This is a genomic window from Arcticibacterium sp. GJ41-1 (genome assembly GCF_055808875.1).
Map to the genome: position 1 here is coordinate 5,175,506 of NZ_CM147888.1, position 16,593 is coordinate 5,192,098.

Below are 16,593 nucleotides of genomic sequence, written 5' to 3' on the forward strand. Positions count from 1 at the left end.
CGCTAGTCTCTCACCAGAATATAATCCGCAAAATAGCCTTTGCTGTCTTGCAGTTTTTCTTGCAGTCGGAATTTTGTATCCTTCGTTATTTTAGCAATAATTTCATCATTATACTTCCTAGATATTTCTGTGTGAATTTTTTCACCAGCTTCAAATTTAAAAGTACCAGAGCCATTAATTTTGACCGTTTGAGCTTTGGTACTTACCAAAAAACTTTTGGCCACGCCAACCTCCTCTGAATATTCTGGCTGATGTTTGAAACTTTCTATATCAAAATTGGCACCTAGCTCTTCATTTATTCTAGATAAAAGATTCAAATTAAAAGCCTTTGTAATTCCTGCTTTGTCATTATAGGCTGGCAAAACCACCTCCTCGGCCTTAATAAGATCTACTCCTAGAAATAACTTATCACCAGCATTTAAAACCTCCGCGAGTTCATTCATAAATTGATGAGCTTCCTCATCTTTCAAATTCCCAATGTTTGAACCTAAAAAAAGTACAACCTTTGGTGTATTTGTTGATTTCAGCGATTCAAGAACTTGGAAATAATCTCCTTGTCTGGTTTTGACAGACAACTCTGCCATTTCTCTTTGAAGAGAATTCTGCAATTTTGTCAAAGCATTTGACGAAATATCAACAGGAACATAGTCAAACTTGAAGCCTTGATTGACCAATACCTTTAGTAACTCCTTGGTTTTGGTACCATCTCCAGCCCCTAGTTCCACCAATTCAAAATACGAGTCAGGTTTTACTCCCAGTGTCTCTATTATGGTATCGGTTTGCTCTTTAAAGATTTCAAATTCTGCCCGAGTTAAGTAATACTCCGGCATATTCATTATTTGAACGAACAGTTCATCCCCTTTTTTATCGTAAAAATATTTTGAAGAGAGGTACTTAGGTAATTGCGAAAGGCCATCTTTCACATCTTTTTCAAATTGACTCATTGTGTTATCTAGCTAATCTAATTCCTGAAAACTGCCATTGCATTTGAGCGTGAAAGAAATTACGATATGTTTTTCTACTATGTCCTTCGGATGTAGCAACGGAGCCCCCTTTTAAAACCATTTGGTTTATCATGAATTTACCATTGTACTCTCCTACGGCTCCTGCAGCTATTTCATATTTTGGATATGGCAAGTATGCAGAGTTGGTCCACTCCCAGCGGGTACCCCACTGAAACTTATCAGAAGCTATTTCCCATTCAAACTCTGTAGGTAATCTGCAGCCCTTCCATAACGCATAGGCAGCAGCTTCATAAAATGAAACGTGGGCTAATATCTCTTCAGGGTTAATTTCTTTTAAACCTGCCAAAGTATAGTTTAGCCATTTGCCGTCAGACTTATACCAATAAAGGGGTTTTTCTATGTTATTAGCTTTTACCCATGACCAACCTTCGTCAAGCCAAAACTCTGATTTTTGATAAGCTCCGTCGTTTATAAAATCAATAAAATCTCCATTGGTCACTAGGCTGTTAGCAATCTCAAAATCATTGAGGTATACCTTATGTCTTCCTAGTTCATTATCAAAAGAGAAACCATTTCCGTCAAAACCAATCTCATAAACACCTTCTGAAACCTTAAGCCAAGATTCAGATTGGTTTTTAGAACTAACTAAAGGTTCTTTTTGCCATTCAGGGTAGGTCGGATTTCTGGAGAAAGTATATTTCAAATCTGTCAACAATAACTCTTGATGCTGCTGCTCGTGGTTTATACCAAGAATGACCAGCTCTAATACTTCTTCTGAAACATTCTCTTGAAGTAGTAACTCCATTTGCCGACTTACAACTGCTCTGTATTTATAAACCATCTCTACACTTGGTCTGGAGATTAGCCCTCGCTCTCCCCTATTTAGACGCTCGCCTATGGAATTATAATAACTATTAAACAGGAATCTGTAACTCTTATCAAAAACCGTATAGCCTTTGACGTATTTCTGAAGAATCATTTCTTCAAAAAACCAAGTAGTATGAGCCAGATGCCATTTCGGAGGACTAGCAAACTCTGCACTTTGTGGTAGGTAATCTTCTACTTCCAGACCGGCACAAAGCTGTTCGGTATAATTTCTAACTTTTAAAAACTTTTCTAAAACAGGGCTCATGAAAAGGGGTATTCTTTGAATTTTCTAAAGAAACGGTATTCTAAACAAAACGGTTTCTTATATTCTCAATTTACTAAATACTTTGGCAAAAGGCAGAAATAGCTTAAAACCGTATCATAGTATTCCCCTGATGGCCTACCTAATAAAATAGAGAACACATATTATCAAAACATAAATTTTCAAATAATCACGCATAATCCCATATTGACGCATGATTTAAGGTCAAACAGTTAACATTACTCTAAGGAAATTTATACTTTTACCGCTATCTTAGGCCCCGTAGTTCAATGGATAGAATAGAAGTTTCCTAAACTTTAGATCTAGGTTCGATTCCTAGCGGGGCTACAACAAAAACACGCAACTGAAAGACTATCAACGATTTACATAAACAAAAAGCCAATAGGTGTAGTGAACGGTGTAGTGTTTTCAATATAACGCCCTACAACTGACCTTAGAAATTCTCTTTACCTTTATAGTAATGAAAGTTCTTTTGACAGTATATACTAAACTAGGATTTAATTGAAACGCCGATGAAACATTTTCTCCTACTCTTTCTATCCTTTGGCTGCACACCTATTGAGCAAAAAGAAGCGGATTACTCCTTTTCAGACTACCAAGCAGACCTATTGGAGTATCAATCTAAGTATGAATCACAAGCCATTATAGTAGAAAGCCAAAATGGCTACCATGTAAAGGCTTATATACTCGGTGAAGTTATATATGATAAATGGTCGGGCTTTGCCAATGACACAACCAAAATGATTCAAGAAGCCCAACTTTCCATCCAAGAAGAACTGTAAAATTATACTTATTGAAAATAAGACTAAACCTCAAATAATTCAGAAGAGGGTGTCGACATATCATTGAAAGCATCTTCTAACTTTACAACAGGGATTGCTCCTTTTGCAAAATTAGGTAAATCTGGGTCATTAGAAACAATCTTTGTGCAACCATACGCCATTGCAGTGGCAACAATAACATGGTCAAACTTCATCTTAGCCTTCCTAATCTCATTCTCTTTAGCAAAGACCTTTAACTCCCCATACCTTTCTCTCAAAAGCTTTGCATATATTTTACTAGCCTTCACGTCAAAAGGAGCAACAACAAAACTTTTAGTAATTATTTCAAGAATTCTCTCAGCATTTTCATCGCTTTCAGGCGTCAAAATTTCTGCCACAACTACTGTAGGAAGAATTATTTTATGACCATTCTCGTCAGCCCATTTAAAAAACCTCTCAGCCTTCTGAATCATATCTTCTTGCCCAGAACTACTTTGTTTTTTTATCCCCCAAATAATTGTATGCGAATCAACGGCTATTAACATATTAAATTCTTAGAAGTGCTTCATTTATTTCGTCGTCTGAACTAAAACTGTCCCAATACCCATCGGTCAATTCTCTTAATTCCTGTATAGCTTGAAATGAATTACCTACCTGATAATCAGTTGACTTAGTTAATTCAAACTTAATAATTCGGTCAGTGACAGAATCCCACGTAGCAATACCCTCCAATGACACCGCATCATAAAGCCTAGAACCTAATCTTTTTGCTGTTTCCTTATCTGTATTAACTATGACCTTATCTCCATTAGCTAACTTTAAATGAAGGTTTGGTCTCTCACCCCCAGAATCAAGAAGCTCTCCAACTATAACAGTTTGCCCGCTATAAGTCCTTGCTACTACCGAAAAATCAAAACTCTCATCAAACTCGAAATAGGTTTTATTATTAATTTTTATTTCAGCCTTCGCATTATACTCTTTACTAAAAGTTTGGATGTGTTTTAAAGCCACTAGAGAATCCCTGTTTACAGAATTTAACTCATGAGCTCCCAAAGTAGCAGATAAAGCTATTAATGAGCCCTTTAAAAAACCCGCAAGTTTTTCATCCGAAAGCATATCCTTTAAGTTAATACCCAAACTTTCATCCTTTACTTCATGAAAGGCAAGAATAACATTACTTTTAATATCTATTTCGGGATGTAAGTCTTTAAAGTTAGAAAGTACAAGTTTCTCAAACTGTGCTATTAGGAAAGCCACTTCAGACGCCCTGACCGTATCTGGATGCAAGCCGTCCGCTGAAATCCTTAAACCCAATATGTTGTCCTCTGTATCTATCAATGCACTATTAACTTGTCAACTTAATGAACAAGTTTTGTAAATATTTCCTCACTTAGTTAACAAATATAGTGAATAAAACTATACACCATCCACTAAATTTAAGTGCTAAACATTAGAAACCAAGCCAAGCCGTAGCGGGCATTAAACTGCCAAAAACAACAAAAAAAGATTAGTATTAAAAGCTACCCTCAACATTTCACCGAAAACCTGCGAGCATATTAAAAATCCATGAAAACATCGTACCTCCTTTTTTAGCTTATAAGGGGGGGGGATTAAAAAACAACAACGACCTAAACTCAAACAGACCAGTAACCAAATAGAAACGCACCTTTATGAATAAGACTATAAACTCAAACCCCATAGTTAAGCTCAAACGCACATAACAAGAAATATTAGACTAATCTCTTTTAGGGTCAGCTAGTTTTATACCACAAACCTCATAATTGCTCCTTACCTAGCAGAGCTAAAAAATCTTCATCATTCTCACTCCTTGGATTACGCTTATCCTGAGGTATAAGCCAAAAACTCTCAACCTTAAAAGCGTGCATTAAGTAAATATTTCTAACATAAGATATTTCCTTCATCGCTAAGTCTTCTCTACCCTTATGTATATTGTTTAAAGCTTTGGATAATAGAACTGCGGCTGTAATCATTGGATTAATTGACCTAAGTTCAGTCTTAGTACTACTCTCATAGCCGTAGTTAAGAATACCATTTGGCTGACAATCTTTTAGAGCTTTCCTATAGAAGCCAATTGCATCAACAAGTACCTCCTTACTGCTTTTCCTTTCTTTCATTATTTGTTATTCATCGACCCCGAAACATATTCCCTGTAAAAATTAACACCTCGCTATCTTCTATTTTTAATCCAAACCAAAAAAACAAATCAATTACCGAGGGTTAAATCGTGACTTCCTGCCAAAGTTTTCATATTAAAACCCCGAAGGAAATATTGTGACAAAAATCTTTTATCACATGAATGTCACATTTTTCCCTGTAGATAAGTGGTGAATTAAGGACACGGGTAATAAGTAGCCAAATAGAATTGGCTTAGGCTCGACACCTTACTCGAATAAGCCTTAAAGCACTTTGCCCTTAAATTCCTATTGTTTTTAAGTGCCTAAATTGGGTTATAATTCTTGGCATATTACAATTCTTAACCCTCAAGCAGTTCCTCCCACTTATCACTTATTTTGCCACTAATCAGAGTGTGGAGGTTATCACCAGTTTTATATTCCTCTAAAAGGTGCTGAAACCTAACCTTACCCCTTTGATTTTGTTTCCTTTCCTTTGCAGACATGCCCTCCTTAGTCCAGTGATTAGGGTTCCTTAGTTTCAAGTAAAGCTCCCTATCCTTCAAGAACATTTCATCTAACCTTATACTACTATTGTCCATTAGAATTTTACTCCAACAGTCTGAAAGTATATTTCCCAAAACTTGATAGATATCCTTATTTAGTAACCCTTCTAAGGTAAGCTTACCAATAGACTTCTTAAGGAATTTCATTTTTCGAACCTTGACTTCTACACGAAGTATATTACCCTGCAACCTGTACTGTAAACCCTTGTCATATACCTTAACTGTATATTCAGCCATATCAACATAGCAAAAATGCTTATACCCAACTTTTTCCTTAACAAACGGCTTATTACTATAAGCGATTAGACTATTTAAAATATCTGCTACCTGAACTTCCCCAGTATCCACATTAACTCCAAACTCAACTCCGTTCAATTCAGACTTTATTATCCCGAAGTGCTCCCATTCAAGAATAGAAACAGCCTGACATATATCTTTAAACTTAAAATCGTTGTAGTTATGACTCTCCTTTATTGGGCAACTTGATTCAAGATAGTTGTTCCAGAACTTATGCAATGAGCCTTGTAAGGGAACTATATTAGGGAACCTATCATAGTTCTTCAAGACTAAGTCAAACCACCTTACAGACCTGTAAATCTGCTCACCTGTGACCTCTTTAAACTTAGTATCCACTAAAGGAGCAACGGAACAGTGATTCAGAACATTTTCATCGGAAACCAACCGAGATACTTTAATTCCATCAATCACTTTGTAAGTATCAATTTTGGGGCATTTAGAACCTCTGAAAGTCTATACCTCTTTACTGTACCAAATCTGTAGACTTTAATTAGACCTTTCTTTTCATAAGTCCATAATGTAACAGTGCTTATTCCTAGTATATTACTAGCTTCATTTTGGTCAACGTATCTATCTTCTGGAAAAGACTGACAACCCTTTAACTCCTCAAACTTATCCCCAATTAACTGCTCCAGTCCATCTAATCTAGTTTCTATGGAAACGAAGGGGTTTGCCTGATTCTCTTTTTTCTGTACCATTTGCTTTATGTTTAAATTCGACTTTGCAAAACTAGGAACAGAGTTTCAGAAGGGGTTTTTTCAAAAGCCCCTTAAATCACAAACACCTTACTTAAAGACTTTTAAACTAAACTTGTCAATTAGAATTGAGCTCCCTAGAAAAGGGGAAAGTCTGAACAATTACGTGATATATCAACTTCTCGAGATGCGGATATTCTCTAATCATATGCCTAGCGACACGCTTTAGTTTTTTATCAAAATGCTTAGACAATAGCTCTTTCTCCATATGGTCTTCAATTAACCTCTTATCTTTTTGTAAGTCACTTTCTATTGAAGAAAACTTAAACCCTGATAAGTAAATAGCATTCATTTCATCAATTAACACCTTTAGAAACTCTTTAGAATCCTTATCTCTTCCTAATACGCCCGTTTCAGGCTCACCAATTACTAAACTTAAAAGCGTACAGTAAAGGTTTAAGTCCGCTCCCTTTAAGTCAAACAAGCATCTACGACGACATTTAAGGAGGTCTTCACTATAGATAGGCTTATCATCGACTATTAGACCTCTTTGCTTAATCCAATCACTTTTCATTAATACTGCTAAGGATTTAATGAACAAATCTCCTTTTTCATCAATATCAACTTTATAACTTAGCCCAACCACTAAAAAACGGTAAAATCGGGTTACCGCCTCACCGCTCACTTCCGTACGAAAAATATTTTTAAATTTCCTCCTTAACACTTCACTCGCTTGCAAGTAATCCAATACAAGTATCTGATAAACAGACAATTGAAGGTTATTTACATAGTTTGTCCTGAAAGTAAACCTTAACCCTATAAATTCTTCCCCAACTTCGGCACCATCAACAATATCCAGCCTACTCTGTGAATTTAAAACGTTATTTTCTACCTCGACTAAACAAAAACTATCAGACTTATTTATTAAATCTATAGAACCGAACCATGAAATATAACCTCCACACTTAGTCCACTCCTTCATTTACTCTTATAGTTAATTGACTCTAACTGTTTACGAAACAAATCAGCGTGCTCACGCTCACTAATTTTAACATAACTCTCAAAAGACTTAGAATCTTTATGACCTGTTATTTTTCTAATCGTAATAGAGTCAATGCCTTTCCTAAAGCTATTAGTAGCGAACGAACGCCTACCTACGTGACTACTTATCAAGCTAGATTTAGAAACCCTCTTTGAGACGACCTTTCCGCCCTCTAAATGCGTCTGCAATATAGTTTCATCTTCTCCAAAAACTAGTTCTGCAACTTCTTTGATATAGTCATTAAATTTTTGGTCTGATATTATTGGTGGCGAAGACATCTCCCACTTTTCAAGAATTCCCCAAACGACACCCGAAATTGGGGTCACAACTGCCGCATCTGTTTTTTCTTGAACTATTTCGATATAAAAATGCTCCTTAGACTTAATAATATTATCAGGACTTATCCTTTTTGCATCACTTAAACGAAGTCCAGTATGGCACATGATTACAAAAAGGTCACGAACTTTATCTAGCTTGCCCTTTAAGGGTAGTTTGACATCAACGAACTTCTTAATCTCTTCATCAGAAAGAGCAATCCCTTGACCTACTGATGTTTCAACATTGAATGCGGAGGTTTGAAATATTTGATTCGTATGAATCCCATGTTCATAAGCTTCACGAAAAACCATCTTTAACCTAGCTACATGCTTTCCTAGAGTCGCTGACCTCCAATTTCTTTTTTGACTCATTGAAGACTTGAAATCAGCTACCCAGTTTAAATTAACATCTCCAAAGTAAATATCCTCAACACCTTTATCCATAAGGAAGCTCTTCAAGACCCTTAGAGTTGCCCTATAAGTCCTAATTGTATTTTGGTCTACTTTCTTACCCTTAGGCATCCTTACCCCCTTTTCTGACCTTAATATGAAGTCTTCAAAATAATTCAACATCGTAACACTTTCTCTTTCCCTCGTTTGATACTGATTTATCTTTGATTGAATCATTTCTTTACTAACCTCAATTCCCTGTATTTTAGATTCAGAAACGACTCGTTTCATATCTTGATAAAAATCAGTAAGATAATCCCCCTCGGAATTCCTTATAAAGTCCTTCACATCAGACTTTAGCACATCCAAACTTAAGCTTTGTCGCGAATCGACAAACCTGCACACCTCAATTAGAAAGCGATTCAGAAAAGACGTCTCCTCAGCTCCGTTCATCTGAGACAGCAAATATGGCGGGATGAATACTTGAGAAATACCATTTCTCTTTATTTGATGCTTTTTACCATCCCAGCTTTTAGGTAAAACTTTGATGCCAGTAGAAACCCTTAAATAGCCCTCTTCATGTCTTAGTCCAACATATACAAGAGTCAGTTCTTTTGATTTAGCCTTTCGTAAAAATAAGTACGCACTAGTCATAATTACAATAATGGTAATACGTCAAAGATACTCTTTTACATTAAATGGTGTAGTGTTTGGTGTAGTATAATTTTAATACTCTCGAATGTAGCTTAATGAGAAAACGCCTAATACGCACACAAAGCCACAATAAATACCTTATAAAGGGGTAACACAATAAAACAACATATCTAGGTTCGATTCCTAGCGGGGTCATTTCTGAATATATCGCTCTAAAACAAAAGGGCCAATCTCCATAGAGCCTTATTAAAAGCAACACTACTCACTTCTCAAACTCTTCACTGGATCCATTAATGCTGCTTTTATGGCTTGAAAACTCACCGTTAAGAGTGTTATTAATATAGCTCCTAGACCGGCTAAGGCAAATATCCACCAGGCCATGTTTGTTCTGTAAGTATAGCGACTTAGAAAGGCATCCATTCCCCACCATGCTAGTGGAACTGCAATCAGCATTGAAATACAAACCAACCAAACAAAGTCTTTTGAAAGCATTGCCCATAGATTGGTAACGGATGCCCCCAATACTTTTCTTACACCTATTTCTTTAGTTCGTTGCTCCGCCACAAAAGAAGCTAAACCAAACAAACCTAAACAGCTGATTAAAATGGCTAAAACCGTAAAGACACTTGCCAAAGAGCCAATGCGTTCTTCCATCGCAAACTTTTCTGCATAGACTTCGTCAATAAATTGATATTCAAAAGGGAGGCTCGGGAAATGCTCTTTGAAGACTCCTTCTATTACAGTTAAGTTTTCTTTGGCTGATTTATTTGGATTTAGTCTTAGGTTATAAAAACTAGCATTGTCGTACTGGTCAAAAGCATAAATAGCTTGCTTTACGGGTTCGTAAGGAGACTGTGTTATGATATCATCCACCACGCCAACAATCACTAATGGTGCATCGGTGCTTTCTTCATCATCGTTTCTTATTTGAAGCCCAATGACATCTGTTTTTCCTATGTATTCTACAAAGGTTTTATTGACCAAAACCGCATTAGAGTCGGTAGACATCTCTCTTGACAAATCTCTTCCTGCTATTATTTTCATTCCTAAAGACTTAGCATATTCAGGAGAGACTTCGGTCCAGGCAAAATCTTCTTGGAAGCCTTCCGGCTTTCCTTCCCAAAGAAAACCTGAGCGATTAGAATAGATATTTGTGGTTGGACTGCTCGATGTTGACATTTCTTCTACCGCTCCGCTATTTAGAAACTGCGTTCGCATAAAGTCTGCTTTGCCAATAAACTCAGAAGACATCACAGGAATCTGCACCATACCTTCTTTATCATAGCCAATTGGGCGGTTTTTCGAATAATTAATCTGTCTCATGACCAAACATGTGCCTATAATTAAAGCGATAGAAACAGTAAACTGCATGACTACCATTACCTTTCTAGGCAATGCCGCAGACTTACCCGCTTTGAAGGTTCCTTTTAGCACTTTAACAGGTAAGAAAGATGATAAATATAATGCCGGATAGCTTCCTGAAACCAAAGCTGTGAAAACAATAAAGCTCAAACTGGACAACCAGAAGGTGCCACTAAACCATGGAAATTCAATTTTCTTATCTGCCAATTCATTAAAGCCTGGTAAAAAAGATAGCACTAATGCTAAAGCCAGAATAAAAGCCAGAATAACGACCATGAAAGACTCGCTCAAAAACTGATTAATCAACTGCGTTCTCAGAGAGCCAATTGACTTACGAATGCCCACTTCCTTCGCTCGTTTTTCTGAACGAGCTGTACTTAAATTCATGAAATTAATACAGGCCAAAAACAACACAAAAGCACCAATGATACCAAAAAGCCATACTAGTTGAATTCGTCCCCCATCCTGAATGCCATTTTTAAACAGCGAACGCAGGTACCAATCTTCCATCGGCATTAGCAAAAGCGTAGGTTTATATTGTTGAAAATCTTCTCCAGCAGCTTTGTACTTTACATCCTCAATGATTTGAGAGACACCTTTTACCGTTTGGTTATCTGCTACTTGAGCGAAAAGCTGAAAAGAGTTATTTCCCCAGCTATCTACCGAATTTTTAACCCATTCGTTTTCTGCCACATACTGGTCCCACGGCATAATATAATGTGTTTCATACAAACTGGTATTAAAAGGAAAGTCCTCATAAACAGCTGTGACTTTCATTTCAGAGCGGTTATTAACTTTTACTATTTTTCCTAGAGCATCTTTCTCACCAAAAAGAGCTTTAGCAGAAGACTTTGAAAGCATTATTGACTTTAGGTCTTTCAGTCCATTTTTTTGACCAGAAATAACTTTTACATCAAACATTTCAGGCCCATCTGCCTGCATGTAGTTCCCTGTTTTATTAACGGTAATATCTCCTGTTTTTAGATAACGAGACTGCGTCCAAGTACTCATCACAATGTGTTTGAAATATTGCTCGTAATTATTTTTTAATTCAAACTCTAAAGGACGAGGAATAGCTCTTCCTGTACCCACTGAGCCATTAAAGGTTTGGCTTTGCCAAAATTGTCCAATCTTATCCTTATTCTTAAAATGACTATCATAAGTAAGCTCGCCATTTACCCATAGACCTATCAATATGGTTACTGCCATACCCAAAGCTAGTCCTAGGACATTGATAAGGGAATAGGTAGGGTGGTTTATTAAGTTTCTCCAAGCTATTTTGATGTAATTCTTAAGCATATTTCTAGATGAGTTGATTGAATCTATTCCGATTTTAAAGATTTTACTGGATTAACAACGGCGGCTTTTATTGCCTGAAAACTTACCGTTAAAAGGGCAATTAAAACGGCTAAAAATGCCGCAATAATAAATACCCACCATTCTATATCTATTCGATAGGCAAAGTCTGTTAACCAAGAATTGACGGCATACCAAGCGAGTGGCGATGCTATTAAGATAGAAACCAAAACAAGTTTGATAAAGTCTTTTGAAAGCAAGGCTACAATATTGGCAACCGAGGAACCTAATACTTTGCGTACTCCAATTTCTTTTACGCGACGTTTGGCAGAATAAGAAGCCAAACCAAATAAACCAAGGCAGGAAACAAAAATGGCTAAGCCTGCTAAAACACCAACTATTTCACTTACCTGTCCATCTGCTTTATAGAGCTCCGCAAAGTGTTCGTCTAAAAAGCTATAATGGAACTCTTGGTCGGGCATTAAATCTTTCCAAACCGATTGAAGGCTGGCAATGGCTTCTTTGGTATCCTTGCCTTTCACACGGACAGATATCTCACTATATCCCCAGTTTGATTGATTAAAAATGCACAGTGTCTCAATTTTGTGATGCAAAGAATTAAAATTGAAATCTTTAGAAACACCAACAATTGCCCCCAAAGAATCCATTCCACCAAATCTAAAACCTTTGCCAATCAGCGATTCATAAGTCTTTACACTTTGGTCTTTTAATAATTCCTTAGCCAATGATTCATTGACAATATATGTTTTTCCATCATCGGCTGGCCCCTCTTGAAAGTTTCTGCCTGCCAATATTTCTATCTTATATAAACTGAGATAATCAGGGTCAACAATTACTCTGGAGGAAGCCATGCTTTTCAAGGGTCCTTCTCCCTGAAATTCTACTCCAGTTTGATGAAAATTATTTCCGAGTGTTTGTCCAGAGGCGGTAACAGCTTCCACAAAAGAGCGTGAAAGGAACTCTTGCTTAAGCGTAGAATATAGTGGGCCTGACTTATAGTTTAGAGGGACTACAATGACCTGGTCTTTGTCAAATCCTGGGTCCATCTTTTGCATAAATTTCAACTGCTTCACTGCAAAAAAGGTGGCTATTATTAAGAAAACAGCACACGTGAATTGTGCTACTACCAATGCATTCCTAAAATTACTCTTTCCTATGGAAAATGTACCTTTTAGAACCTTTACAGGATTAAAACTGGATAAATAAAAGGCAGGATAGATGCCTGAAAATAGCCCAATGAGGATGGTTCCTCCAAGTAAAGTAAAAATTAAAAAAGGATTTGAAAATAAAGGAAATTCAAGGTTTCGGCCACTTAGGTTTGACATGTAAGGTAATGCCAACCAAACGATGAAAACTGCAAAAAACAGAGCCATCAAAGCCAATAGAATAGATTCGCCAATAAACTGTATTATTAATTGAGACTTTACGGCACCTATAGATTTTCGTAAACCTACCTCTTGGGCTCTGCTCATTGATTTTGCCGTTGACAAATTCATGAAATTGACACAGGCAATTATCAAAATAATAATGGCAATAACAGAGAAAATGTAAGTGTAGGTACGGTCGAATTTTTGATAGTTTATATAATCATGGGTAATATCAGCTGAATTAGAATGTACCTCAGACATGGGCTGTAAAAACAACTCATACCAATCTGAAGCATCGCCATTCATATGACGTTTTAAGTAATCTGGGAATTTGCTTTCCAAATCAGAAATTTCTATGTCTTTGGCCAATTCTAAATAAGTTACTAGCCAGTTACCACCCCAGTTTTCCATATTTTGAGGGCCAGTAATAGTGCTAAAGGCAAATGCTGCATCAAACTGTAAATGCGAGGAACTAGGAACATTTTCCATGATTCCGGTTACCTTAAAAGTCAGCGTATCGTTTTCATAGCGAACAATGCTTTTTCCTATGGCCTCTTCCTTACCAAATATCTTTTGGGCTGTTTCTGTAGTTAAGACTACGGTGTTAGGCTCAGCTAACAAGCTTTCTTTATCTCCTTCTAAAAGTTTGAAATCGAAAAGTTGAAAGAAATTTGGGTCAACCCAAAGGGCATTTGGAAGCTCTACTTTTTTATTGCCTAATGTTAAAGGCATGTTTTGAATCTGACGAACTCTACAGAAATCATTAACTTCCGGAAACTCTTCTTTTAAGGTTGGTCCCATCGGAAACATGGATAGAGCCACTTTTTGCGGAGCTACCATGCCAGGAAAACTTTGAACCTCGTCTAAACGATAAAGATTCTTGGTGTGAATAGAATCAAAGTTTTTTTCAAAAGAAACAAATAACAAAATGACCGTGCTAGCCGCCATTCCTATCGCCAAACCAACAATGTTGATCATGGAGAAAACCTTGTTTTTCCAAACGTTCCGCCAGGCTATTTTGATGTAATTCTTAAGCATGTTCTTGATTTTTTATTGATTCGAGGCAATCAGGGTTTTCCAAACTATTCCGATTTTATACTAGCTACAGGATTTGCTCTAGCGGCTATTATGGTTTTGTAAATCACACTAACTAAACAAACGATTAGCGTGCTTAATGCAGCAAAAGCAATGAGACCTGCTGTATTGTTAATTTTATAGGTGTAATTATCTAGCCAAGTATTCATAGCATAAATACCCACAGGAATGCCAATTAAGACCGACACGCCCGCCAATAGCACAAACTCCTTGGTAAGCAATGTGGTTATTTCTCCTACGGAGGCTCCTAATACTTTTCTTACGCCTATTTCCTTGAAACGTTGTTGGGTAGTAAATGAAACCAAGCCCCAAATGCCCAATAAACTTATAAGAATGGCCAGCATTGTGAAAGTGAATGATACTCGCTGAAGCCTTTTTTCATCTTCAAAAACTTCTGCCATGGCTTTGTCTAAGAAAGTAAATTCAAAGGGCACATTTGGGTTAATGGCAGACCATTTTGTTTCAATTTCCGAAAGCAACTCTTTGGTGTTAGCACTACTGAAATTCACCACGGCATTTGATAGTTCATTGTCATAAAATGTTGCTACGGGCAATACCTCGTCTTTTGGCGACAAAAAATTATAATCTTTTATTACGCCCACTATTTCTAAAGGAGATCTGTCAGTACCATCTTCGCGGGGTTGACGGCTGAAAAACAAACCTACGGCTTCACTCTGGTCAATAGAAAATTTCCTTAAAAAAGTCTCGTTCACCACCATTTGGTCTTCATCTGTTGCCACTAAACTCCGCCCTTCTAGCAATACCATCCCCATGGTTTCAAAGAAATTATCACTAGCCAGATTATTTTGAATCACCACACCTTCTGCCAATGAGGTTCCTCTTTTATAGACTTTTTGGTCATACCAAATATTCTGCGATGGGTAAAATTGACAAGCAGCCACGGCATTAATTCCCGGCAGGGCTTCCAATTCATTTTTTAGAAAGGCATAAGATTTTACGGCATCTGAGGTCTTCAGTGGCACTATCAATTTTTGGTTTTGTGAAAAACCTAAATCTTTTTCGCTTAAATGATTTAATTGCTGTGAAACCACCGATACAGCGTATATCAATAGAAATACCATCGAAAATTGAAAAATCACTAAGCCGTTTCGTAAAGAAAAAGCCTGATTACGGCCAATCATTTTCTTTTTCATCACTTTTAAGGGCTCCATCATGGCCAAATAAAAGGCAGGGTACATGCCAGATAGTAAACTGGTAAAAATACAGATGCCCGCCATGGTCAAAAGCATGTTGATCGAAAGAATATTAGATATAACCATGTCGCTTCCAAATAGCTGATTGATATAAGGCAGCATAAAGATTAGAAGAGGGATTGCCAAAATCACGGATATAGATGCTACCATAAATGACTCAATGAGAAATTGATACATTAATGATTTGCTGGCCGCTCCGTTTACTTTTCTTACGCCTATTTCTTTAACCCTTTTGGTGGCCTGAGCCGTGGTAAGGTTAATATAGTTTACACAAGCCATCAATTGTATAAATAAACCAATGGCCAATAGTATATAGATATAGGTTATGGAGGAGTTTTTACCAAGGTGAAACTCATAGGCATTAGCTTTCAAATGCAAATCCGTAATAGGTACTAAACTAATTACCTTCTTTTTGTTGGCAAGTCTTAATTGCTCTGCACCATACGTTTCTAGCATTTCAGGAAACTTGGCGGCTAGAGCATCAGGCTTGCTCTGAGGCTGTAATTTTATGTAAGTATGTACAAAATTATTTCCAGACCACTCGTCACTTGTAAGTACATAACTACCCATGCCAGTGCTTCCCATACTCATAATAAATTGGGGTTTTAAGTGGGTTTTGCCTAGGTCGGCTTTATAAACGCCCTTAATAGTTAATGAAACATCGTCATTGCCTCCGGTAATTTGTACCTGTTTCCCAATAACAGAAACGCCATCACCAAACAATTTGGTGACTACATCGGAAGACAAAAGGAGACTTTGAGGATTGTCAAGAGCAGTTTTGGCATCACCCTGAACTAGGGGTATATCAAAAACCTGAAAAAAGGTAGAATCTACTAAGTAACCACCCGACTGGAAGAAAGTCTTATCAGAGCCTTCCGCATGAAAAAGATATTCCCCTCCTAAGTCTACAATTCTGGTTTGTGCTTTTACCTCTTCGTAATCTTTGGCAATAGTAGGGCCTATTGGTGGCCCAGAGGTAATCATATTGGCGTCTTGGCTTTCGCCACCATTGATGTTGAGTGTTGCTACTTTGTAGATATTTTCATGGTCGGCAAACTGTTTTTCATAACCAAATTGGTTTTGAACATATAATAAAATAGCCAAACTGCAGACCGTGCCTACCGTAAGTCCGAGCAGATTTACCAAGCCATAAGACTTAACATTTAGGAGGTTTCTCCAAGCGATTTTGATGTAGTTACGTATCATGATAATGTTCTTTTTTATGACCACGAATCGTTTCAAATACATGAATTCGTAGTTGTTCCTATT

General features: G+C 37.0%; 13 protein-coding genes and 1 tRNA gene. 2 read left to right on the forward strand and 12 right to left on the reverse strand.

Going from position 1 to position 16,593, the window contains the following annotated elements; translation table 11 throughout:
* Positions 1-2: 2 nt before the first annotated feature.
* Both egtD and egtB read right to left on the reverse strand, forming a co-directional pair.
* Positions 3-944 (reverse strand): L-histidine N(alpha)-methyltransferase, encoded by a 942-nt coding sequence (gene egtD, locus AC0L6O_RS21465; RefSeq protein WP_473305257.1) that lies wholly within the window; start codon positions 942-944, stop codon positions 3-5.
* Positions 945-948: 4 nt separating this feature from the next.
* Entirely contained in the window at positions 949-2,097 is a 1,149-nt protein-coding gene (gene egtB / locus AC0L6O_RS21470) for an ergothioneine biosynthesis protein EgtB (protein WP_473305258.1), read from the reverse strand.
* Between the two features lie 273 nt (positions 2,098-2,370).
* Between egtB and AC0L6O_RS21475 the strand changes: the two genes are divergently transcribed.
* Both AC0L6O_RS21475 and AC0L6O_RS21480 read left to right on the forward strand, forming a co-directional pair.
* Positions 2,371-2,442 (forward strand) — tRNA-Arg (locus tag AC0L6O_RS21475).
* Between the two features lie 185 nt (positions 2,443-2,627).
* On the forward strand, positions 2,628-2,897 hold the full coding sequence (locus tag AC0L6O_RS21480; RefSeq protein WP_473305259.1) for a hypothetical protein: 270 nt from the start codon (positions 2,628-2,630) through the stop codon (positions 2,895-2,897).
* A gap of 23 nt (positions 2,898-2,920) precedes the next feature.
* On the opposite strand, the gene AC0L6O_RS21485 is transcribed toward AC0L6O_RS21480, so the two are convergent.
* The 10 genes from AC0L6O_RS21485 to AC0L6O_RS21530 form a co-directional block, all read right to left on the reverse strand.
* Positions 2,921-3,421 carry a type II toxin-antitoxin system VapC family toxin gene (locus AC0L6O_RS21485; RefSeq protein ID WP_473305261.1) on the reverse strand — a complete coding sequence of 167 codons (501 nt, stop codon included), beginning with the start codon at positions 3,419-3,421 and terminating at the stop codon, positions 2,921-2,923.
* Between the two features lies 1 nt (position 3,422).
* Positions 3,423-4,214, reverse strand: a complete 792-nt coding sequence (locus AC0L6O_RS21490; protein WP_473305262.1) for a hypothetical protein — start codon at positions 4,212-4,214, stop codon at positions 3,423-3,425.
* 437 nt (positions 4,215-4,651) lie between these two features.
* Complete coding sequence (locus AC0L6O_RS21495) at positions 4,652-5,011, reverse strand: hypothetical protein (protein ID WP_473305264.1); 360 nt, start codon at positions 5,009-5,011, stop codon at positions 4,652-4,654.
* Between the two features lie 359 nt (positions 5,012-5,370).
* Positions 5,371-6,282 carry a hypothetical protein gene (locus AC0L6O_RS21500; RefSeq protein WP_473305265.1) on the reverse strand — a complete coding sequence of 304 codons (912 nt, stop codon included), beginning with the start codon at positions 6,280-6,282 and terminating at the stop codon, positions 5,371-5,373.
* Positions 6,279-6,569, reverse strand: coding sequence for a hypothetical protein (locus AC0L6O_RS21505; protein ID WP_473305266.1), 291 nt, complete (start codon positions 6,567-6,569; stop codon positions 6,279-6,281). The genes AC0L6O_RS21500 and AC0L6O_RS21505 overlap by 4 nt, the downstream gene beginning before the upstream one ends.
* A gap of 115 nt (positions 6,570-6,684) precedes the next feature.
* Positions 6,685-7,548, reverse strand: coding sequence for a hypothetical protein (locus tag AC0L6O_RS21510; protein WP_473305267.1), 864 nt, complete (start codon positions 7,546-7,548; stop codon positions 6,685-6,687).
* Positions 7,545-8,969 (reverse strand): site-specific integrase, encoded by a 1,425-nt coding sequence (locus tag AC0L6O_RS21515; protein ID WP_473305269.1) that lies wholly within the window; start codon positions 8,967-8,969, stop codon positions 7,545-7,547. The genes AC0L6O_RS21510 and AC0L6O_RS21515 overlap by 4 nt, the downstream gene beginning before the upstream one ends.
* Before the next feature lie 258 nt (positions 8,970-9,227).
* Positions 9,228-11,630, reverse strand: a complete 2,403-nt coding sequence (locus AC0L6O_RS21520) for an ABC transporter permease (protein ID WP_473305270.1) — start codon at positions 11,628-11,630, stop codon at positions 9,228-9,230.
* Between the two features lie 23 nt (positions 11,631-11,653).
* Positions 11,654-14,053, reverse strand: coding sequence for an ABC transporter permease (locus AC0L6O_RS21525; protein WP_473305271.1), 2,400 nt, complete (start codon positions 14,051-14,053; stop codon positions 11,654-11,656).
* Between the two features lie 44 nt (positions 14,054-14,097).
* On the reverse strand, positions 14,098-16,530 hold the full coding sequence (locus AC0L6O_RS21530; protein ID WP_473305273.1) for an FtsX-like permease family protein: 2,433 nt from the start codon (positions 16,528-16,530) through the stop codon (positions 14,098-14,100).
* Between the last annotated feature and the right edge of the window lie 63 nt (positions 16,531-16,593).

What these genes read in the sequence shown, in the direction of transcription:
- AC0L6O_RS21520 (WP_473305270.1), bottom strand. Translation starts at nt 11,630, where the DNA reads ATGCTTAAGAATTACATCAAAATAGCTTGGAGAAACTTAATAAACCAC.
- AC0L6O_RS21505 (WP_473305266.1), bottom strand. Translation starts at nt 6,569, where the DNA reads ATGGTACAGAAAAAAGAGAATCAGGCAAACCCCTTCGTTTCCATAGAA.
- AC0L6O_RS21525 (WP_473305271.1), bottom strand. Translation starts at nt 14,053, where the DNA reads ATGCTTAAGAATTACATCAAAATAGCCTGGCGGAACGTTTGGAAAAAC.
- AC0L6O_RS21515 (WP_473305269.1), bottom strand. Translation starts at nt 8,969, where the DNA reads ATGACTAGTGCGTACTTATTTTTACGAAAGGCTAAATCAAAAGAACTG.
- AC0L6O_RS21530 (WP_473305273.1), bottom strand. Translation starts at nt 16,530, where the DNA reads ATGATACGTAACTACATCAAAATCGCTTGGAGAAACCTCCTAAATGTT.
- egtB (WP_473305258.1), bottom strand. Translation starts at nt 2,097, where the DNA reads ATGAGCCCTGTTTTAGAAAAGTTTTTAAAAGTTAGAAATTATACCGAA.
- AC0L6O_RS21510 (WP_473305267.1), bottom strand. Translation starts at nt 7,548, where the DNA reads ATGAAGGAGTGGACTAAGTGTGGAGGTTATATTTCATGGTTCGGTTCT.
- AC0L6O_RS21480 (WP_473305259.1), top strand. Translation starts at nt 2,628, where the DNA reads ATGAAACATTTTCTCCTACTCTTTCTATCCTTTGGCTGCACACCTATT.
- AC0L6O_RS21495 (WP_473305264.1), bottom strand. Translation starts at nt 5,011, where the DNA reads ATGAAAGAAAGGAAAAGCAGTAAGGAGGTACTTGTTGATGCAATTGGC.
- AC0L6O_RS21485 (WP_473305261.1), bottom strand. Translation starts at nt 3,421, where the DNA reads ATGTTAATAGCCGTTGATTCGCATACAATTATTTGGGGGATAAAAAAA.
- egtD (WP_473305257.1), bottom strand. Translation starts at nt 944, where the DNA reads ATGAGTCAATTTGAAAAAGATGTGAAAGATGGCCTTTCGCAATTACCT.